General features: G+C 71.1%; 19 protein-coding genes. 12 read left to right on the top strand and 7 right to left on the bottom strand.

The window, feature by feature from the left end:
* The first annotated feature begins 34 nt into the window (after positions 1-34).
* The gene (locus HLH21_RS09935) at positions 35-850 is read left to right on the top strand and encodes a TIGR00282 family metallophosphoesterase (RefSeq protein ID WP_182943608.1); all 816 of its coding nucleotides are present in this window, start codon (positions 35-37) and stop codon (positions 848-850) included.
* A 3-nt stretch (positions 851-853) separates the two neighbouring features.
* Here HLH21_RS09935 and HLH21_RS09930 read toward each other — a convergent pair whose 3' ends face one another.
* Positions 854-1951: an Mrp/NBP35 family ATP-binding protein gene (locus HLH21_RS09930; protein WP_182943607.1), complete on the bottom strand. Its 1098-nt coding sequence runs from the start codon at positions 1949-1951 to the stop codon at positions 854-856.
* 229 nt (positions 1952-2180) lie between these two features.
* Between HLH21_RS09930 and HLH21_RS09925 the strand changes: the two genes are divergently transcribed.
* The 5 genes from HLH21_RS09925 (at position 2181) to HLH21_RS09905 (ending at position 8497) form a co-directional block, all read left to right on the top strand.
* Entirely contained in the window at positions 2181-3395 is a 1215-nt protein-coding gene (locus tag HLH21_RS09925; RefSeq protein ID WP_246379551.1) for an OpgC family protein, read from the top strand.
* Entirely contained in the window at positions 3392-4057 is a 666-nt protein-coding gene (locus tag HLH21_RS09920) for an SGNH/GDSL hydrolase family protein (RefSeq protein ID WP_182943605.1), read from the top strand. Before HLH21_RS09925 ends, HLH21_RS09920 begins: the two co-directional genes overlap by 4 nt.
* A 114-nt stretch (positions 4058-4171) precedes the next feature.
* Positions 4172-5749 carry a DegQ family serine endoprotease gene (locus HLH21_RS09915; RefSeq protein ID WP_182943604.1) on the top strand — a complete coding sequence of 526 codons (1578 nt, stop codon included), beginning with the start codon at positions 4172-4174 and terminating at the stop codon, positions 5747-5749.
* Between the two features lie 4 nt (positions 5750-5753).
* On the top strand, positions 5754-6932 hold the full coding sequence (locus HLH21_RS09910) for an FUSC family protein (RefSeq protein WP_182943603.1): 1179 nt from the start codon (positions 5754-5756) through the stop codon (positions 6930-6932).
* A 101-nt stretch (positions 6933-7033) separates the two neighbouring features.
* Positions 7034-8497, top strand: coding sequence for a mannitol dehydrogenase family protein (locus HLH21_RS09905; RefSeq protein WP_182943602.1), 1464 nt, complete (start codon positions 7034-7036; stop codon positions 8495-8497).
* A 107-nt stretch (positions 8498-8604) separates the two neighbouring features.
* Here HLH21_RS09905 and HLH21_RS09900 read toward each other — a convergent pair whose 3' ends face one another.
* Positions 8605-9126, bottom strand: coding sequence for a GNAT family N-acetyltransferase (locus HLH21_RS09900; protein WP_182943601.1), 522 nt, complete (start codon positions 9124-9126; stop codon positions 8605-8607).
* A gap of 93 nt (positions 9127-9219) precedes the next feature.
* Here HLH21_RS09900 and HLH21_RS09895 point away from each other — a divergent pair, with 93 nt between their 5' ends.
* The 3 genes from HLH21_RS09895 (at position 9220) to mdoH (ending at position 13424) form a co-directional block, all read left to right on the top strand.
* Positions 9220-9603, top strand: coding sequence for a winged helix-turn-helix domain-containing protein (locus HLH21_RS09895; protein ID WP_182943600.1), 384 nt, complete (start codon positions 9220-9222; stop codon positions 9601-9603).
* Between the two features lie 120 nt (positions 9604-9723).
* On the top strand, positions 9724-11271 hold the full coding sequence (locus HLH21_RS09890; protein WP_182943599.1) for a glucan biosynthesis protein: 1548 nt from the start codon (positions 9724-9726) through the stop codon (positions 11269-11271).
* Positions 11259-13424 (top strand): glucans biosynthesis glucosyltransferase MdoH, encoded by a 2166-nt coding sequence (gene mdoH, locus HLH21_RS09885; RefSeq protein WP_182943598.1) that lies wholly within the window; start codon positions 11259-11261, stop codon positions 13422-13424. The genes HLH21_RS09890 and mdoH overlap by 13 nt, the downstream gene beginning before the upstream one ends.
* Positions 13425-13550: 126 nt before the next feature.
* On the opposite strand, the gene HLH21_RS09880 is transcribed toward mdoH, so the two are convergent.
* Complete coding sequence (locus tag HLH21_RS09880; protein WP_182943597.1) at positions 13551-14054, bottom strand: hypothetical protein; 504 nt, start codon at positions 14052-14054, stop codon at positions 13551-13553.
* Positions 14055-14179: 125 nt separating this feature from the next.
* On the bottom strand, positions 14180-14683 hold the full coding sequence (locus tag HLH21_RS09875) for an Ivy family c-type lysozyme inhibitor (RefSeq protein WP_182943596.1): 504 nt from the start codon (positions 14681-14683) through the stop codon (positions 14180-14182).
* A gap of 109 nt (positions 14684-14792) precedes the next feature.
* Here HLH21_RS09875 and HLH21_RS09870 point away from each other — a divergent pair, with 109 nt between their 5' ends.
* Positions 14793-15068 carry a hypothetical protein gene (locus tag HLH21_RS09870; protein WP_246379549.1) on the top strand — a complete coding sequence of 92 codons (276 nt, stop codon included), beginning with the start codon at positions 14793-14795 and terminating at the stop codon, positions 15066-15068.
* A 1-nt stretch (position 15069) separates the two neighbouring features.
* Here HLH21_RS09870 and HLH21_RS09865 read toward each other — a convergent pair whose 3' ends face one another.
* Together HLH21_RS09865 and HLH21_RS09860 are read right to left on the bottom strand one after the other, a co-directional pair.
* Complete coding sequence (locus HLH21_RS09865) at positions 15070-15552, bottom strand: YbaK/EbsC family protein (protein ID WP_182943595.1); 483 nt, start codon at positions 15550-15552, stop codon at positions 15070-15072.
* A gap of 130 nt (positions 15553-15682) precedes the next feature.
* Complete coding sequence (locus HLH21_RS09860) at positions 15683-16894, bottom strand: cation:proton antiporter (RefSeq protein WP_182943594.1); 1212 nt, start codon at positions 16892-16894, stop codon at positions 15683-15685.
* A 189-nt stretch (positions 16895-17083) separates the two neighbouring features.
* Here HLH21_RS09860 and HLH21_RS09855 point away from each other — a divergent pair, with 189 nt between their 5' ends.
* Together HLH21_RS09855 and HLH21_RS09850 are read left to right on the top strand one after the other, a co-directional pair.
* Complete coding sequence (locus HLH21_RS09855; protein ID WP_182943593.1) at positions 17084-17815, top strand: SDR family NAD(P)-dependent oxidoreductase; 732 nt, start codon at positions 17084-17086, stop codon at positions 17813-17815.
* 259 nt (positions 17816-18074) lie between these two features.
* Positions 18075-18479 carry a hypothetical protein gene (locus HLH21_RS09850; RefSeq protein WP_182943592.1) on the top strand — a complete coding sequence of 135 codons (405 nt, stop codon included), beginning with the start codon at positions 18075-18077 and terminating at the stop codon, positions 18477-18479.
* 148 nt (positions 18480-18627) lie between these two features.
* Here HLH21_RS09850 and HLH21_RS09845 read toward each other — a convergent pair whose 3' ends face one another.
* The gene (locus HLH21_RS09845; RefSeq protein ID WP_182943591.1) at positions 18628-20424 is read right to left on the bottom strand and encodes a DEAD/DEAH box helicase; all 1797 of its coding nucleotides are present in this window, start codon (positions 20422-20424) and stop codon (positions 18628-18630) included.
* Between the last annotated feature and the right edge of the window lie 13 nt (positions 20425-20437).

Raw genomic sequence — 20437 nt, 5'->3', positions numbered from 1 at the left:
CACGCGGGCATCAGGATAAGGAAAGGCCGGGTTTTTGCGGATTCTGTTTCTGGGCGACATCGTGGGGCGCACGGGGCGCGATGCCGTCATCGCGCATCTGCCCGAACTGCGCCGTACGCTGCGCCTCGACCTGGTGGTGGTGAACGGCGAGAACGCCAGCCACGGCTTCGGCCTGTCGCCGTCCATCGCCCGCGACCTGCTGGAGGCCGGGGCCGACGTCATCACCCTGGGCAACCATAGCTGGGACCGCAAGGACCTGATCGGCCATATCGACCAGGAACCCCGGATCATCCGGCCGGCCAACTACCCCCCCGGCACGCCGGGCCAGGGCAGCGTGGTGGTGACGCTGGTGGACGGGCGGCGCGCGCTGGTGGTCAACGTCATGGGCCGCCAGTTCATGGAGGCGCTGGACGATCCGTTCCGCGCGGTGGCCGACATCCTGTCGCGCCATCGGCTGGGGGTGACGGTGCAGGCCGCCGTGGTGGATATCCACGCCGAGGCGTCGAGCGAGAAATGGGCGATGGGCCATGTGCTGGACGGGCGGGTCTCGCTGGTCATCGGCACCCACACCCATACACCCACCGCCGATCACCGCATCCTGTCGGGCGGCACCGCCTTCCAGACCGACGCGGGGATGTGCGGCGACTATGACAGCGTGATCGGCATGGGCAAGGAGGCCGCGATCGCGCGGTTCCTGCGCCGCATGCCCGGCGAGCGCCTTCAGCCGGCCGAGGGCGAGGCCAGCCTGGCCGGCATGATGGTGGAAACCGACGACGCGACCGGGCTGGCCCGCCGGATGGCGCCGCTGCGCGTGGGGGGGAAGCTGGCCCCCACCACGCCGGATTTCTAGGGCCTATTTCGTCAGGCGGCGCACGGTGGCGGCGATGGTGTGGGCCAGGGCGCGGTAGGCCTGGCCGCCGGGGCTGTCGGGGGCGCTGACGACGATGGGCGCGCCGCTGTCGGCGCTGGCGCGGATGTCGGCCAGCAGCGGGATTTCGCCCAGGAAGGGCACGCCCATCGCCTGGGCTTCGGCCCGGGCGCCGCCGTGGCCGAACAGTTCGGTCCGGTGGCCGCAGTTCGGGCAGCAGAAATAGGACATGTTCTCGACGATCCCCAGGACGGGGACGTTCATCTTCTCGAACATCGTCACCCCGCGCCGCGCGTCCAGCAGGGCGATGTCCTGCGGGGTGGAGACGACGACCGCCCCGGCCAGCGACACTTTCTGCGCCAGCGTCAACTGCGCGTCGCCGGTGCCGGGGGGCATGTCCACCACCAGCACGTCCAGCGTGCCCCACTCGACCTCGCCCAGCAACTGGCCCAGCGCGCCCATCACCATCGGGCCGCGCCAGATCATGGCCTGCTTCTCGTCCACCAGCAGGCCGATGGACATGGCGCGGATGCCCCAGGCCTCGAGCGGCGTCATGCGTCCGCCGTGGACCTCGGGCGGGCGGTCGATGCCCATCATCCGGGGCAGCGAGGGGCCGTGGATGTCGGCGTCCAGCAGGCCGACGCGCAGCCCTTCCAGCCCCAGCCCCACCGCCAGGTTGACGGCGGTGGTCGATTTGCCGACGCCGCCCTTGCCCGAGGCCACGGCGATGACCACCCCCACGCCGGGCAGCAGCGGGGCGCCGGGCGCGCGGGCCGGGGCGGCGCCCAGGTTCAGCGGCCGGTGGCCGGGGGCCTGCGCGGGCGGGGCGGCGGGGCGGTGGGCCGTGAGGATGACGGTGGCGGCGGCGATGCCGGGCAGGGCGCGCAGGGCGTGCTCGGCCTGGGGCAGCAGGGGCTGGATCCGGGCGGCGTCCGCGCGGTCGATCGCCAGGGCGACATGCAGCGCGCCGTCGCGCAGGGTCGTGCCGTCCAGGGTCGCGGCGTCCAGCAGGCCGGCGCCCGTCGCCGGGTCGCGGACCTGCCGCAGGGCGTGCTCGATCGCGGCGCGTGCGGGTTCAGCCATGGTGGGTATCCTCTCCTGTGGGCCGTTCCGGTGCGGGGCGGCCGTTGCGGGTCTGCAAAGGGGGCTGTCCGACAGGGAGATAGGCTAAAAAGCCGGTGCTGCAAATCGGCGGCCCCGGCATGGCCCGCGCCCATGTAAGGAATCGCAACGGGGCTGGAGTCGCGCGGCGTTCTGGCCCATGTGTGTCACAAGGTGGGGATGCGGTGTCCCCGGAAAGGAGCCGGTTTCGATGACGTCATCCGCGTTCGCGCGCGCCAGGCCCGGTGGGGGAACGCGCGACCACCGCGTGGACGCGCTGCGCGGCGTGGCCCTGCTGATGATGTTCGTGGACCATATCCCCCAGAACGTCCTGAACCGCTTCACGTTGCGCAATGTCGGCTTCGCCGATGCGGCCGAGATCTTCGTGCTGCTGGCGGGCTATGCCTCGTGGCTGGCCTACGGGCGGAATTTCGACCGGGTGGGGCTGCGCGCGGGCGTCGGCCGGGTGCTGCGCCGCTGCGCGCGCCTGTATGTGTTCCAGGCCGTCATGGTGGTGGTCACCACGGCGACCATCCGCCAGTGGCGGCATTTCTGGCCGGTGCCGGTCGATTTCCTCGAACCCGAGCTGGCGCACGGGCTGAGTTCGTTCTGGCGGGTCATGTTCCTCGACGCCCTGCCCAGCAACCTCAATATCCTGCCGCTCTATATCGTCCTGCTGCTGGCCTTTCCGCTGATCTACCTGCTGATCCGGCGCGGGCTGGTGCTGACGCTGGCCCTCAGCGGCGGGCTGTGGGTGCTGATAAACCTGGACCCGACGATCAATTTCCCGAACTGGCTGGACCCGGACGGGTGGTATTTCGACCCCCTGGCCTGGCAGTTCCTGTTCACGCTGGGGGCCTGCGCCGCCGTGCTGGCGGGCCGGCACGGCGGCAGCCTGCCGCGCGTGCGCTGGCTGCGCCTGCTGTGCTGCGCCTATCTGGCGGTCTCGGCGCTGGAGGCGTTTCCCTGGTCGCTGTGGGGCCTGCCCGACCTGCGGCCCTTCGCCGTCGCCGCCCCGGACAAGAGCGTGCTGGCGCCGCTGCGGCTGCTGGACGTGATGTCGATCTTCTACCTGGTGCAGTCGTCGGTGGTGGCCCGGCGCGGGGCGGAAGGCCGGCTGGGGCAGGTGATGGCGTTGTTCGGCCGCCATTCGCTGGAGGTCTTTTCGGTCGGCACGGTCATCGACCTGTATGCGCGGCTGGTCTTCACCACCTTCGGCGACGGGTGGGGATTGCAGATCGCGGTAAATGTGATCGGTTTCGCGATCCTGTGGGGGCTGGCGACGGTTCTCGACCGTCGCCGGGTACGGCAGAAAGAGGCGGCGGCCCGGGCGAAGCAGGCGGCCGCCGACCGCCTGCGCGCCAACCCGCAGCGCGGCGATTCGCCCCTGCCGGCGACGAGCGCCGTCCTGGAGAACATGCATTGACGACCGACCACCTTGCCTCCTCCATCCTGCCCCGCCTGACCGGGCGGCTGCGGCGCGGGCAACCCGTGCGGGTGACCCTGTTCGGGTCCTCCACCATCGAGGGGATCGGCGCCAGCAGCCCCGAGCACGGGTTCGGCCCCCAGTTCGAACGCGGCCTGGCGCCCTTCGTCGCGGGCGGCCTGACGGTGGTCAACCGCGGCATCGGCGGCAACGGGGCGCGGGAAATGCACGACCGCCTGCCCGACGTGCTGGCCGACGGGGCCGACCTGGTGCTGTGGCAGACCGGCAGCAACGACGCCTGGCAGGGCGTGCCGCTGGCGACCTACGGGGCGCTGACGCGGCAGGACCTGCTGGCGACGCGCGCCGCCGGGGCCGACCTGGCGCTGATCGACCCGCAATATTGCCGGATGCTGGAGGAGTGCGCGGCCTTTCCGCCCTTCGTCGAGGAAGTGCACCGGATCGGCGCCGAACTGGGCATTCCGGTGTTCGCCCGCTATGCGCGGATGAAATCGTGGTGCGCCGAACTGGGCCTGTCGCGCGAGGACCTGTCGCCCGACGGGCTGCATATGGGGGACATGGGATATCGCCTGCTGGGCCAGGCGGTCGCGGCGTGGCTGGTGGAACTGACCGGCGCGCCGGCCGGCGCGTTCGCCCACACCTGAGGCGCGGCCCGGCGCGCTGCCATAAAGCGGGGAAAACGGGATTGGGCGGTCGCGGGGGATGGTCTAGGATGCGCGCCTCGCGACGTTCCCCCGTTTGAGGAAGCTGCCTGCCCGATGCCCCTGTCCGTTCCGGTTTTTTCCCGTCCGTTCGCCGTCGCCGGGCTGGCGTCGGTCCTGTCCCTGGTCGCGGGGGGCGCCGTCCGGGCGGAACCGGCGGTGGCGCCGCACGCCGTACCATCCGTGCCCGAGGCGTCCGCGCCGGCCCGTCTGCCCGCGCCGGGGCGGGGCGCGCCCGACAGCTTCGCCGACCTGGCGGCCCGGCTGCTGCCGGCGGTGGTCAACGTCTCGACCACCGAGACGGTGAAGGCCGGCGATGCCGACGGCGGCGACGATGACGGCGGCGAGGACGCGCCGCAGGTCCCGAATTTCCCGCAGGGGTCGCCCTTCGAGAAATTCTTCCACGATTTCATGAACCGCCAGAACGGCCCCGACGCCGCCCCGCGCAAGATGCAGGCGCTGGGGTCGGGCTTCATCGTCGATCCGTCGGGCATCATCGTCACCAACAACCATGTCATCCGCCATGCCGACCAGATCACGGTGACGTTGCAGGACAACACGGTGCTCAAGGCGCGGCTGCTGGGCCATGACGACCGCACGGACCTGGCGGTGCTGAAGGTCGACAGCCCGCACCCCCTGCCGGCGGTGACGTTCGGCGACAGCGACCATGCGCGGGTGGGCGACTGGGTGCTGGCGATCGGCAATCCGTTCGGCCTGTCCGGCACGGTGACGGCGGGCATCGTGTCGTCGCGCGGCCGCAATATCGAGCAGGGGCCGTACGACGATTTCATCCAGACCGACGCCCCGATCAACAAGGGCAATTCGGGCGGCCCGCTGTTCGACATGCAGGGCCAGGTCATCGGCATCAATACCGCCATCTTCTCGCCGTCCGGCGGGTCGATCGGCATCGGCTTCTCCATCCCCTCGGCCGAGGCGCGGGGCATCATCGAGCAGTTGCGCCACACCGGAAAGGTGTCGCGCGGGTGGATCGGCGTGCGGATCCAGGATGTGACGCAGGAGATCGCGGACGGGCTGGGCCTGAAGGCCGCGCACGGTGCGCTGATCGCCGGCGTGGAGCCCAAGGGGCCGGCCGCCACCGCGAAGCTGCAGACCGGCGACGTGATCCAGACCCTGGGCGGCAAGGATATCGACGGCCGCGCCCTGCCGCGCCTGATGGCCGACGTGCCGGCCGGGCAGGTGGTGCAACTGGGCATCTGGCGGCATGGCCGGAGCCTGACGGTGCCGGTGACGGTGGGCGCCCTGCCCGAGGATGCGCCCGAGCAGCCGGCGCCCAAGGCCGAGGCGAAGCCGCAGGGCAGCATGGCGCTCAAGGGACTGGGCTTCACCGTGGGGGCGATCGACGACGTCGCCCGCCAGAAATACAATCTGGCCGAAGGGCAGAAGGGCGTGGTCGTCACCGCCACGGCCGATGACGGCCCGGCCGCCGACCGGGGCCTGCGCCCCGGCGACGTCATCACCGAGGTGCAGCAGTCCGATGTCGCGTCGCCCGCCGACGTGCGCCGCCTGGTCGAGGCGGCGCGGGCGCAGCATCGCCGCTCGGTGCTGTTCCTGGTGCAGAATGCCGACGGCCTGCGGTGGGTGCCGTTCCCGCTGGGCGGGGACAGCGGAAAATAGCGCGATGACGGCGCCCGTCCCGCTGCATGCCGGCCGGTGGTGGGCGGCCCTGCGTGCGATCCTGCCGCGCGGGCCGGACATCCGGCAGGCCGTGCGCCTGCTGGTGTCGGTGCTGCTGTCGGGCGTGGTGGCCAGGGCCGTGCATCTGCATGAGCCGGTCTGGTCGCTGATTACCTCGGTCATCGTGACGCAGAGCCGGATTACCCAGACCCTGACCACCGGCCGGGACCAGGTCGTCGGCACCCTGATCGGGGCCGGGGCCGGGGTGTCGGCCATCATCCTGCTGCTGACGACGCCGTTGCCGACCTGGCTGGTGTTCTGGATGCTGCTGACCCCGCTGGCGCTGCTGGCGGCGGCGCGGCCCAACATGCGCTTCGCGGCCATCACGCTGATGATCGTGCTGCTGTTTCCGGCGCAGGGGGGCGACCCGTTCCTGCGGCCGCTGGACCGCATCGCCTCGATCATGATCGGGGTGCTGACGTCGCTGGCGGTCTCGTTCTTCGTGCTGCATGACGAGGCGCGGCGTGACGTCCTGCGGACCGCCGCCCGGCTGGTGGGCGACATCGCCGACCTGCTGGACCGCGCCCTGGGCGGCAAGCTGGACCATGAGGCGATCGAGGCGGCCGACGAGGCCTGCCGCGCGCATATCCAGGACATCTATTCCGCCGTGGCCGAGGCGCAGGTCGAGCGGCTGGACATCCTGCATCGCCGTCGCGACCCGTTGCTGGACCAGTTGCCCGGCCTGCTGCGCCGGCTGCGCGGCAACGCGGTGTTCGCCGCCCGCGCGGCCAGCGAGGGCGAGACACTGGCCACCGGCGCCGCGCTGGATGGGGAACGGCGCGCGCTGGGCCGCGTTCTGGCTCAACTGGCCCGCCGGTGCGAGCGCGAGGCCCGGACCCGCCGGCGCAGGCGCCCCCCGACCGGCGAAGGGGCCGAGGCGATCCTGGGCGTGCTGCACGATCCCGGTTCGGACTGGAGTCCGGTCATGCAGTTTACGCTGGGGGTCCTGCATGCCGACATGGCCCGCGCGGTCCGGGCGGTGTGGTCCGACGGCGCCGTGCTGGAGGCCGGCGAGACCGGCCGGACACCGATCATGCCGCCGGCTGCGTCGCCGGCGTCATCCGCATTGCCCGCCCCTCCGGCCCAGGCCGGCCGGGCGGCGGGTAGCCATCCGCGCGCCTGATCGCGCGCGGCACGGCGGGGCGGCCCGGCCGCCCCGGCAGCGGGGGAGCGACGCGCGTTCCCCCGCTATGAGAACAGCACCCAGAAGGAGAATGAGGCGACATGATGAACCGGACAATTCTGGACGATCTGCCTGCCGGCGTTTCCGCACCGGGCTACGACCCGACCGCGATCGGGACCGGAATCGTGCATTTCGGCGTCGGCAATTTCTTTCGCGCGCATGAGGCGTTCTATGTCGATCGCTGCCTGGCCCTGCCGGGCCAGCAGGGGTGGGGCATCGTGGGCGTCGGCCTGACCGATGGCGCACGTTCGGCGGCCAAGGCCGAGAGCTTCCGCGCGCAGGACTGCCTCTATTCCCTGACCGAGGCCGCGCCGGACGGCAGCCGCGCGGTGCGGGTGATCGGGGCGCTGCGCGACTACCTGCTGGCCCCGGCCGACCCCGCCGCCGTGCTGGACCGGCTGTCGGACCCCGCGACCCGGATCGTCACCATGACGATTACCGAGGGTGGGTACAATATCGACGAGACCAGCGGGACGTTCCGCCTGGACACGCCGGCCGTGCGCGCCGACCTGGCCGGCGACGGCCTGCCCACCACCATCTTCGGCTTCGTGGTCGAGGCCCTGGCGCGTCGGCGGGCGTCGGGGGCGGGGCCGTTCACCATCGTGTCGTGCGACAACCTGCGCCATAACGGCGATGTCGCCCGCACCGCATTCCTGGGCTACGCCCGGGCGCGCGACGCCGGGCTTGCGGCGTGGATGGCGGAAAACGTCACCTTCCCCAACGGCATGGTCGATCGCATCACGCCTACGGTGGACCAGGCGATCGCCACGGCCCTGAACGCGGCCAGCGGGCTGGACGACGACCTGCCGCTGGTGGCCGAGGATTTCACCCAGTGGGTGCTGGAGGACAAATTCTGCGCCGGCCGCCCGGCGCTGGAGAAGGTGGGCGTGCAGTTCGTGGACGATGTGACCGGCTACGAACAGGTGAAGGTGCGGATGCTCAACGCCTCGCACATCATGCTGGCGTTCTCGGGCATCCTGCTGGGCTATCGCCTGGTCCACGACACGCTGGCCGATGCCGACCTGTCGCGGTTCGTCAACGCCTATCTGGAACAGGACGTGATCCCGCGCCTGACCGCGCCCGCCGGGCTGGACCCCGAGGCGTACCGGCGCAGCGTGCTCAGCCGCTTCTCGAACCCGGCGATGGCGGACCAGTTGCTGCGGATCGGCGGCGACGGGTCGTCCAAGGTGCAGGTCTACTGGACCGAGACGGTGCGCCGGGCCATCGCGGCGGACGGCGACCTGTCGCGGATCGCGTTCGGCATCGCCGCCTATCTGGAGATGCTGCGCGGCGTGGACGAGGCCGGCGACAGCTACACGCCGTTCGAGCCGACGCTGGATGCGGCGCATCTCGCGCTGGTGCGCGACGACGACCTGGCGGCGGCGCTGGCGCTGCCGGCCTTCGACGGCTGGCGCGACGTCCAGACGCCGGCGCTGACCGACGCCATCGTCGCCGCGCGCCGGGCCATCCGGGACAAGGGGGTGCGCGCCGCCTTGCCGGTGTGATGGGAAGGGGGCAGGTCGGGCTTTGCCCGAACCCACCAGGGCCTGAGGCCCTGGACCCCGATCATGGATAACGGATTGGTTCCCAAGGGTCTGTGGCCTTTGGTGGGTCAGATCCCGCGCGTCATCAGGCGCGCGGCCGGGTCGTAGGTGGCCAGGATCCCGGCTGCCGCCGGTTCGTCCAGGACCGTGAAGCCTGCCCGGACCCAGTAGGTGGCGGCGGAGCCGGTGGCCACCAGCACCACGCGGTCCAGCCCCGACCGGGCGGCCAGCGTGGCGAGATGGGCCAGCGCGGCCCCGGCCGCCCCGCGTCCGCGTGCCCTGGGCAGCAGCGCGATATCGTGCAGGTACCAGCAATCGGGGCGGACGGGCAGCGCCCCCAGCGCCATGTCCAGCGCCGGGGGGGCGGCGCTGCGCCACGGGTGGCTCAGGACATAGCCGTGCAGGCCGTCGTCCGCCCCCTCCAGCACCAGGCAGCCGGCCGGGCACAGGGCCAGGCGCTCGGCGAAGACCGCTTCGCCCTCGGGGTAGGCGGGGTGCACCTGTGCGGCGATGTCGATGATGTCGGGCAGGTCGCGCGGGGCCATGGCGCGCCAGCGGGCGGCGGTCGCGGGGCGTGGGGCAGGGGGCATGACGGAAAAAAACGCTCTCGACAGGCGGTCGGGCCGTCGAGCATAGCATTGCCGGCGCCACGAGGGCAGAGGCGCAGAGATCGGGGGGAGACGATGGCGGACCTGCGCCTGACCGTGCGGATCGACGCGAACGACCAGCCGTTGCTGGGCCACGGCAAGATCCGGCTGCTGGAGGCGATCGGGGAAACCGGGTCGATCTCGGCCGCCGCCCGGGCGATGGGCATGTCCTACCGGCGGGCCTGGCTGCTGGTCGAGGCCCTGAACGGCGGCTTCGTCCGCCCGCTGGTGGCGGCGCGTCCGGGCGGGGGCGGCGGGGCCGTGTTGTCCGAGGACGGGGCCGAGGTCCTGCGCCTGTACCGCGAGATCGAGCGCCGCGCGGCCGAGGCTGCGTCCCCGGCGCTGGCGGCCCTGGCGGCCCTGGCGGTCGATGCGCCACCAGTGGATGCGCTGCCGGTCGATGCGCCGTCCCCGCCGTAAAAAGGCCACAGGGCGCGCTGTATGTGGCGTGATTGTCCGTCCGTCGGGATGGGCCTATTGTCATGACAAGACGATGAAACGACAGGACGGGCCGGATTATGCGGCGACCGGGGAGCAAGGATGTTCAGACGCGATCTCGTGAAAGCCGGTGCGGGCGTATCCCTGCTGTCGCTGCTGGGGAGCGCCGCGCGGACGGGGGCGGCCCGCGCGGCGGAGGCGCCGGTCGCGTCGTCGGCGGTGGGCGCGTTCGATGACAGCACGGTGCGGCAGATCGCCGAACATTTGTCCCAGCGCCCTTATCGCGCGCCCGACCAGACCCTGCCGGCGGCGATCGACAATTTGAATTTCGACCAGTACCGCGCGATCGCCTACCGGCCGGAGCAGGCGCTGTGGCATGGGCAGAACCTGGAATTCGACGTCGAGTTCTTTCCGCGCGGCTTCCTCTATCGCCCGCGCATCGAAATCTACGAGGTGGTGGACGGCAAGTCGGCGGCGGTGGCCTATACCCCCGACCTGTTCAGCTACGGCGACCCCAGGCTGCGGGTGACGGACGACCTGGGCTTTGCCGGGCTGCGCCTGCGCTACGCCATCAACACCCCCGGCGTGATGGAGGAGTTCTGCGTCTTCCTGGGCGCATCCTATTTCCGGGCGGTGGCGAAGGGCCAGAACTACGGCCTGTCGGCGCGCGGCTTCGCCGACGGCACCGGCAACCCGAAGGGCGAGGAATTCGCGCTGTTCCGCGCCTACTGGCTGGAAAAGCCCCAGCCGGGCGTCGATTCCGTGGTGCTGCATGCGCTGCTGGACAGCCCGTCGGTGGCCGGGGCCTTCCGCTTCACCATCCGTCCGGGGGACATGACCACCTTCGACGTGCAGTCCTACCTGTATCCGCGCACCGCGATCGCCGAGCCGGGCATCGCGCCGCTGACGGGCATGTTCTATTTCGACGCCAACGACCGCAACCATGTCGATGACTGGCGTCCGGCCGCCCACGACAGCGAGGCCCTGTCGATCTGGACCGGCAGCGACCAGCAGTTGTGGCGGCCGCTGCGTAACCCGCAGGACCTGCAGTTCTCGGCCTTTGCCGATATTTCGGTGCGCGGGTTCGGCCTGATGCAGCGCAAGCGCGCCTTCGCCGATTTCCAGGACCTGGCGCTGAACTACGAAAAGCGGCCGTCGCTGTGGATCGAGCCGGTGGGCGACTGGGGCGCGGGTTCGGTGGACCTGGTGGAAATTCCGACGCCGAACGAGGTCAACGACAATATCGTGTCGTTCTGGCGGCCCAAGGGCGGGCTGGCGGCGGGGCGGGAATATGCCTTCACCTATCGCATGTACTGGGGATGGGATACGCCGTGGCCGACCAAGCTGGCCCGTGTGGCGGCCACCCGCGTGGGCGCGGTGACCGACGACCCTGCCGCGCGGTTCTTCGACATCGACTTCACCGGCGCGCCGTTCGACAATTTGCCCGCCGACGCCAAGTTCCATCTGGTGCCCAGCAGTTCGGCGGGAACGATCCGCAACGTCGTGGTCGAACCCAACCCCAACATCCACGGCTGGCGCACGACGTTTGAATTCGCCCCCGGCGATGCCAGGATCGCGGAGCTGACCTGCGTGCTGGCCAATGACGCCGGACCGGTTTCCGAACAATGGACCTACCGATGGACGCCCTAGAGCCCGCCCTGCCGGACAGCCTGCGCGCCGCCCGACCGGGCGGTTTCCGCGCCCTGCCGGACGAATCGCCGATGGACATGGCGGTGCAGTCGCTGTCCGCCGCGCCGGACACGCACGGGCGCGGCCGCGTTCCGCTGACCGAACCGGCGATGATCGCGCTGCGGCGGCTGGCGGTCATCGGGTCGGCGTGCCTGCTGACCGGCTATGGCGCGTACGAGATGAACCGCGTGCTGAACTCGATGGGGGTCTCGACCCTGGGCGTGGTCCTGCTGGTGCTGTTCGTGCTGCTGTTCCAGTGGATCGCGCTGGCCTTCACCTCGGCGGTGGGCGGGTTCGTCTCGCTGCTGCGGCAGGGGGGCATGGGGCTGGGGGTGTCGCGCGAGGGGCCGCTGCCGGCGCTGTCCACCCGCACCGCCCTGCTGATGCCGACTTATAACGAAAGCCCCGGCCGCGTGATGGCCGGGTTGCGGGCGATGTATGACAGCCTGGCGGCGACCGGGCGGCTGGAGGCGTTCGATTTCTTCATCCTGTCGGACACCACCAATCCGGACATCTGGGTCGAGGAGGAAGCCGCGTTCCTGGCGCTGCGCGATGCGACGGGCGGGCATGGCCGGATCTTCTACCGCCGCCGCCCGGTCAATACCGAGCGCAAGGCCGGCAACATCGCCGAATGGGTGCGGCGCTTCGGCGGCGCCTATCCGCAGATGGTGACGCTGGACGCCGACAGCCTGATGGCGGGCGAGGCCGTGGTGCGGATCGCCGCCGCCATGGAGCGCCACCCCGGCGTGGCGCTGATCCAGACCCTGCCGGAAATCGTCAACGGCACCACCCTGTTCGCGCGGATGCAGCAGTTCGCCGGCCGGGTCTATGGCCCGCTGATCGCGCATGGCATCGCCTGGTGGCATGGGGCGGAGGGCAATTACTGGGGCCATAATGCCATCATCCGCACCCGCGCCTTTGCCGAGCAGGCCGGCCTGCCGCATCTGCCGGGGCGCAAGCCGTTCGGCGGCCACATCCTGAGCCACGATTTCGTCGAGGCCGCCCTGATGCGGCGCGGCGGCTGGGCGATCCATATGGTGCCGGGGCTGGCGGGATCGTACGAGGAAAGCCCGCCGTCGCTGACCGATATCGCGATTCGTGACCGGCGCTGGTGCCAGGGCAACCTGCAGCATGCCAAGGTGGTGTCGGCGCGCGGCCTGCACTGGGTCAGCCGCATGCACATGCTGATGGGGATCGGGTCGTACGTGACCTCGCCGATGTGGCTGGTGTTCCTGCTGGCGGGCATCCTGATCTCGCTGCAGTCGCGCTTCGAGAAGCCGGAATATTTCGGCGACACCAAGTCGCTTTATCCCCACTGGCCGCATGTCGATCCCGAGCAGGCGAAATACGTGTTCATCGGCACGATGGCGATTTTGCTGGCGCCCAAGCTGATGGCCTATGTGGCCCTGCTGTTCGACCGTGCGTCGCGGCAGGGCTGCGGCGGGGCGGCGCGGGCGGCGGCGTCGATCGTGGTGGAAACGCTGATCGGCGGGCTGGTCGCCCCGGTGGCGATGCTGATCCAGACCTCGGGCGTGCTGTCCATCCTGATGGGGCAGGATTCCGGATGGAACGCGCAGCGGCGCGACGACGGCGGGACGCCGTTCGGCGACATCGTGCGGTCGTACTGGCGCTATACGCTGTTCGGCCTGGTGCTGGGCGGCTGCGCGTGGACCGTCTCGATCCCGCTGTTCCTGTGGATGACGCCGGTGCTGCTGGGGCTGGCCTTCGCCATTCCGCTGGCGGCGCTGACCGGCAGCCGTGCGGTGGGCCAGGCCTTCCGCCGCGCCGGGCTGCTGCTGATCCCCGAGGAGACCGCGCCCCCCGACATCCTGCGCCGGGCGGCCGCGGCCGTCGCCGCCCTGCCGCCGGCGCCGCCGGCGGGCGACGGGGCGCATCTGCTGCTGGCCGACCCGGTGCTGATGGCGGCGCATCGCGCCATGCTGCCGCCGCCCCGCCGGCGCGGCGACCCGATCAACCCGGATCTGCTGGTCGGGCTGGTGAAGCTGGAGGAAGGCACGGCGCGCGACGCCGCGATCCGGTCGCTGACCCGTGGCGAGAAGGCGGCGATCCTGGCCAGCCGCGAGGGGCTGGACCGCCTGCGGGGGCTGGCCTGACGGCAAGGCAAGGGCTTTGCCCTTGACCCACCAAAGGGCGTAGCCCTTTGGAAACCCAGGACTTTAGAATCGAATGGGATGCAAGGGCCGAGGCCCTTGCCGGGTTCGGGCGGAGCCCGACCTTCCTCAGGACCCGTCGTCCGCGTCGCCATGATGACGGCGATGATGGCCGCCCCCGCCCCCGCTGCCTGCCTCGTCGTCTTCGTCGTCGCCGCCGGGGGTGCGGGAGGCGGTTTGCAGGGCGGCGCAGGCTTTGGCCATGGCGGGGGCGGGCGACGTGCCGCCCTTGTCGCACAGGGCGGCCGCATCGGGGGCGCAGGCCTGCGCGGCGCTTTCGAAATCGGTTTCCAGCACGTCCCGCGCGACCTCCAGGTCGGGGTCCTTGGTACGGGATTCCTCGGCGGCGACCATGTCCTGCGTCTTGTGCAGTTCCTTCAGGGCATCGAGGCAGGCGGAGCTGGCGGCGTCGGGATTGGCTTGCAGGACCGCGACATCCTTCTGCAACTGGACGCTGGCGGCGCGGCTGCCGCTCTGGCCGTCCCCGCCGTCGTCCTGCGCCATCGCCGCGGCCGGGAGCAGGCAGCATGACAGGAGCAGGGCGGCGAGACGGACGGGATGTGTAATCGGCACTCTGGCTATTCCACCTGGCTGTTCCACTGGCGCGAACGCCCCCGAGGGGGCGGATCGACGACGATCCCGGACCCTTCGTGGGGAGGCGTCAGGCCAAGGAGGCGACGCCGCGGGATCGGGCCGGACTATGGCAGGAACCGGCCGGCCGGGAAAGGGTGGCCGCCGCGACCGGGGTCAGGGGCTGTGTCGGGGTTGTTGGCCGCGTAGGCCCGGTTCAGCAGGCCCTGGATCCGGGCATCGGGCGCGCCCAGCCAGCTTTGCAGGAAGGGCTGCCGTTCGTCGGCGCGGGTGTGCAGCAGGCCCCATGCCGATGCGGCCCCCGGCGCGAAGACGATGTCGAGCTGGTTGTTGCCGCAGTCATGCGGCTTGCACAGGTGGCCCAGCGTGTAGGTCTGCCCGTCCAGCGTCACCTGCGTGCTGGGCGACGAGGTGGCGTGTCCGCTGCGGACCCAGTCCGGATAGCGCACCATGGCGGCATAGGCCTGCCGGTAGGGCGCGGACAGCAGCAGGTCGGCCGTCTGCGGCGGTGCGGCGGCGCGGGTCGCCGCCGGCAGGGCCGCCGCCAGGAGCAGCAGCGCCGGAAGCAGCAGCGTGACGGCGGATGGGCGACGGGACGGCGGATGGATCATGGCGTTGGCGTTTCCTCTGGCGTTTCCTCTGGCGTGTCCGGCGGGCGGACGCGGATGATGGATGAATCGGCGCCTCGACATGACACCCATCTGGTTTAGAATGATTAACATGCAGTTTCGTCCCCACGCGCGGTCGGGCATGCCCGAACTGCCGAAGCCACGGTCGCTGAAGATCGGCGTCCTCGCCGGCCTCGCCGTCCTGTACGTCGCCCTGTTCTGGGGGCTGACGCGGCGCGCGCCCGTGCATCATGCATCGGGGTTCACGGCCATCCCCGTGGCTGTGGTGAAGACCGCGCGGCGGACGCCGCCGGCCCCGCCCATCGTGGTTCCGCTGGCCGCGCCCCAGCCGGTGGAGATTCCGCCGCCCACGCTGGTCGTGCGGTAGGTCAGCCCGCGCTTTGTCCGTCGGGCGTCTGGCAGACGTCCACCCATTGGGCGCCGGTCAGGGTGGCCAGGCGCTCGGGCGACAGGCGGACGGCGCTGTTGATCGCGCCGGCGGCGGGGATCACCTCGTCGAAGGCGCGCAGCGACATGTCGCAATAGACGGGCAGGGCCTGCTTCAGCCCGAACGGGCAGACCCCGCCGACCGGGTGGCCGGTCAGCTCCTCGACGTCCGCGCGGTCCAGCATGCGGGGCTTCTGCCCGAACACCGCCTTGCCCTTGCGGTTGTCCAGCCGGGCGGTGCCCGCCGCGACGACCAGCACCACCTGTTCGCCCAGGCGCAGGGAAATGGTCTTGGCGATCTGCTCCGGCGCGGCGCCGTGGGCGGCGGCGGCTTCGGCCACCGTGGCGGTGGACACCGGCAGCTCGACGATGGCGAGGTCGGGCGCGTGGGCGCCCAGGAAGGCGCGGACCGACTCCAGGCTCATCGGCCGGCGGCGGGCCGGAGGGCGGACGGACGGGCGGGCGAACGGGCGGGCATGGCGGCTTCCTGGACCTTGGGGGACGATCCGGGCGGCGTGCCCGGCCGGGGCATCATGAGCGCCCCGGCGGCCGGTGTCACCCCGCGCGCGGGGCCGGCCTGCCCTCGAACAGGCGGAACATCGGTCCGGTCAGCAGGGTGGAGATGACCGCCAGCAGCATCAGCGACGCATAGGCGAAGTCCGAGATCATGCCCCGCTGGTGCAGGATGGTCGCCGCGACGATTTCCATCAGCCCCTTGCATTGCAGCAGCGTGCCCACCGCCAGCCTCTGCCGCCCCGACAGCGCGGGCGCGGGCGGATACAGCGCCACGGCCGCCAGCTTGGTCGCGATCGACACCACCACCAGCAGCAGCGACGCCAGGACCGACGGGAAGGTCAGGGCATGGCCGTTGATGTGCATGCCGCTGTGGCCGAAGAACAGCGGCGCCAGCCAGATCAGCGAGAAGGTGCCCACCTGTTCCACCGGCAGGCGGCGTACCCAGCGCGGCGGCATCAGCGCGCCGGCGAGATAGGCGCCGATCAGCTCATGCAGGCCCAGTTGCATGCTGGCCCACGACCCCGCCGCCAGCCAGGCCGGCAGGACCATCCAGACCAGCCACAGCGGCGGGTGGCGCACCCGCCGCGTGGCCCAGCCGCTGACCGCCACCATGCCCCCCAGCAGCAGGACGGCCAGGAACTGCGCGCGCTGCCAGCCGTGCAGGGCGGCGGCGCCGTCGGCGGCGAACTGCAATGTCGCAAGCCCGGTCCACAGCGCCATGTCGTCCACCACCGCCAGCCGCAGCGCCAGTTGCCCGATGGGCCGGTCGGCGGGGGCCAGTTCGCGCACGATGCCGATCAGCACCGGCAGGGCGCTGACCGCGATGCACAGCCCCACCGACATGGCCCCGATCCAGTCGTGGCCGTTGGGCGCCCGCCATTGGGGCAGCGGCATCAGCACGGCATGCACCAGAAGGCTGCCGACCGCGAACGGGATGGCCAGCGCCACCAGCGCGCTGCCCAGCAGGCGCGGCAGCGAGGTGGCGGGGAGGACGGGGACCTCGTTCGGGTCCTCGCCGGGGTGCTGCCACATTTCCAGCCCGGCGGTGAAGGCCAGGATCAGGACCGCGACCCAGCCGATGGCGTCGCCCGAGGCCGAGGGAATGCCCAGCCGCGCGATCGGCCATTGCGTGACGGCCAGCAGGATGCCGACGATGATGGGCAGAACCGCGATCGGGATGACCCGTCCAAGCAGACGCCACGCCAGCCATGGCACCAGAACGAACAAACCCACATCCGCGATCAATCCCATGCCGTTCACTGTCCTTCTGTTCTGTCGTTGGGCAGGTTTAATATATGCATATTCTGGATATATGAAATTTTTAACGAGGGTAAAAACATAATGGACTGATTTTACTATCTTCTTTTTTTATCAGTAGTATCACTCTTGGAACTGGAACGGCGCCGTCGGCGTCGTCCGCAATCCAGGGGAGAGAACAGCATGACGCAGCGCGTGGCCATCGTGACCGGGGGCAGCCGGGGCATCGGGGCGGGAATCGCCGTCAAACTGGCGGCGGACGGGTTCGACGTCGTCATCAGCTATGCCCGCAATGCCGACGCGGCGGAGAAGGTCGTCGCCGATATCGCGGCCCTGGGCCGGCGGGGCATGGCGGTGCAGGCCGACAGCGGGCGGGTCGAGGACAATTGCGCCCTGATCGCGCGGGCGGTGGCGGCATTCGGGCGGGTCGACGTGCTGGTGTGCAACGCCGGCGCCTACCCTTATGCGGGCGTCGAGGCGATGACGGCGGAGCAGGTGTCCCGCACGCTGGACCTGAACGTGCGCGGGGTGATGCTGGAAGCGATCGAGGCCGCGCGGCATATGGGCGCCGGCGGGCGGATGATCTTCATCGGCTCGGCCTTCGCCGAGCGGGCGCCCTTTGCCAATATCTCGCTCTATGCCGCCACCAAGGCCGCGCTGGCCGGGTTCGCCCGTGGGCTGGCGCGGGACCTCGGGCCTCGTGGGATTACCGTGAACGTGGTCCATCCCGGCCCCATCGACACCGAGCTGAACCCGGCGGACAGCGCGGGCGCGGAGCTGATCCGTGGCTTCATGGCCCTGCCGCATTACGGGACGACCGGCGACATCGCGGATTTCGTGTCGTACCTGGCCAGCGAGAAGGCCGGCTTCATCACCGGAACGGCGCTGACCATCGATGGCGGCCTGACCGCCTGAGTGCGTTGAAACGCATTTTGCCGGCGATCCGACGCGCGTTTCCTGCGCTTCGGTGCTCACGGCCATCAAGGCCGCTCCGCTCCGATGCTCGGAAACACACGCCGGGCGTGCCGCTTTGCGGCACTCTCGCTCGGCAAACCGCGTTTCGGGCGGTTTTGCCGACCCATGCGGCTGGCCCGGTTCTGCCATACCGTGGACCTATTGTCGCCACGGCGGCATGGTCCGATCCGGTATCGACACTGAACGGAAGCCTTATTCGATGATGTCCCGGACCTCTTTCCTTGCCCTGACCCTGGCCGGCCTTGTCGCCGGCGCGCCCTTCGCGGCCACCGGTGCGCGCGCCGCATCGGCGGACGCGGCCTGCGCGGGGAACAGCGCGACGCCAAGCTGGGACGTCGCTGGCCGCCTGTCGCAGCGCGAGAACTGCCTGAACAGCCGGGCGCAGGCCTATCGCGACGGGGCGACCCAGGGCGTGCAGCAGCGGGTCCAGGGTGTGCAGCAGCAGGTGCAGAATGGCCGCGACGCGGTCAACGGCGCCCGCGCCCTGCCGGGCCAGCAGATGAACCGCCTGCGTGACGCCGGGACCGCCGGGCGCAGCCAGTTGAACGCGCTGGGCCAGACCAGCCGGGCCAATGTCGCCAACATGCTGACGGGCGGTCTCTGACGTCTGGGTGATGGGAAGGCAAGGGCTTTGCCCTTGACCCACCAAAGGGCGTAGCCCTTTGGAAACCCAGGGTTTTATGAACGAATGGGATGCAAGGGCCTAGGCCCTTGCCGGGTTCGGGCAGAGCCCGACCTGCCCCGGTCGGGGGTCAGGACGCGCGCGAGGGCGCGCGCTTGCGCGACGAGGGGGTGCTGCGGGCCGGCGGGCGGCCGGTGCGCGGCCCCGGCGCATAGCCGCCCTTGCCGCCACCGGGCTTGCGGTCGCGGAAGCCGCCGCGACCGCGTTCACCGGTGCGTTCGCCACCGCCGCCGGCCGGGGCCTGCGCCGGGCTGACCTGCACCTCGTCCGCGTCGGTCGCGGCGACGCAGGCGGTAAAGCGCTCGGCCATGCCTTCCGAAATTTCGAACAGCGTGTGGTCGTCGGCGATGCGGATGGCGCCGATATCGGTCTTGCGGACGCCGCCCAGGCGGCAGATCAGCGGCACCAGCCATTTCGGATCGGCCTTGTCCTGCCGTCCGACGCTCAGCGAGAACCAGGAGCCGGGGCCGCCGCGCGGGGTGTGGTCCTCGCGCGCGGGGCGTTCGCGGCGGGCGGCGTAATCGCCTTCGGCGCGCGGCGCGCGCGGGGCCTCGACGCGGAGCGGGCGGATGTCTTCCGGGTCGGGCAGGCGGGCGCGGTACATCTGCAGCAGGGCGGCGGCAAGCTGTTCGGCGCTGCGGCCTTCGGCCAGGCGGGCGACCATCTCCTCGTCGCCGGGGGCGGCGCCCTCGGTCAGGGCGGGGTCGGTCAGCAGGCGTTCGGCGTCCTGGGCGCGGATGGCGTCGGCGGTGGGCACGCCGGTCCATTCGGCCGACACCTTGGCCATCGTCAGCAGCCGTTCGGCCCGGCGGCGCATCGACACCGGCACGATCAGGGCGCACACGCCCTTGCGCCCGGCGCGGCCCGTGCGGCCCGAACGATGCAGCAGGGTGGCGCTGTCGGTGGGCAGGCTGGCGTGGATCACCAGGCTGAGGGCCGGGATGTCGATGCCGCGGGCGGCCACGTCGGTGGCGACGCAGACGCGCGCCTGCCCGGTCCGCAGGCTGTCGATGGCGCGGGTGCGCTCGTTCTGGCCCAGTTCGCCCGACAGGGCGACCGAGGAGAAGCCGCGTTCCAGCAGCGCGCCCTGCATGTGGCGCACCAGTTCGCGCGTGGCGCAGAACACCATGGCGGTGGGGCTGTCGGAATAGCGCAGCACGTTGACGACGGCGGGCACGATCTCGCGCGGGTCGGTCACCATGGCGCGGTAGGTGATGTCGGCATGCTGGCGCGCGCCCGTCACCGTGTCGATCCGCAGCGCGTCGCGCTGGTAGCGGCGGGCCAGGGTCGCGATCTCCTTGGCGATGGTGGCCGAGAACAGCAGCGTGCGCCGGGTGTCGGGCATGGCGTCCAGAAGCTGTTCCAGCTCGTCGCGGAAGCCGAGGTCGAGCATTTCGTCCGCTTCGTCCAGCACGACGGCGCGCAGGTCGGACATATCCAGGCGTCCGCGCGACTGGTGGTCGCACAGGCGGCCGGGCGTGCCGACGACGATATGCGCGCCGATCTGTAGCGCGCGGGCCTCGCGCCGGGCGTCCATGCCGCCGATGCAGGACACGATGCGCGCGCCGGCGGGGGCGTACAGCCATGTCAGTTCGCGCTGGACCTGCATCGCCAGTTCGCGCGTGGGGGCGATGATGACCGCCAGCGGCGCCCCGGCGGGGCCCATCCGTTCGGCCCCGCCCAGCAGCGTGTCGGCCAGCGCCAGGCCGAAGGCCACCGTCTTGCCCGATCCGGTCTGGGCCGACACCAGCAGGTCCCGCCCGTCGGCCGCGACGTCCAGGACGGCTTTCTGGACGGGGGTGGGCTCGTCGTAGCCGCGCGCGTCAAGGGCGCGCCGAAGGGCGGGGTGGGTCTCGGGAAACGGCATAGATCAGGTCATC

This window comes from Gluconacetobacter johannae (assembly GCF_014174305.1).
Classification (GTDB): Bacteria; Pseudomonadota; Alphaproteobacteria; order Acetobacterales; family Acetobacteraceae; genus Gluconacetobacter; species Gluconacetobacter johannae.
Note: the sequence above shows the minus strand (reverse complement) of the source record. Positions and strands in the feature narration are given on the sequence as shown.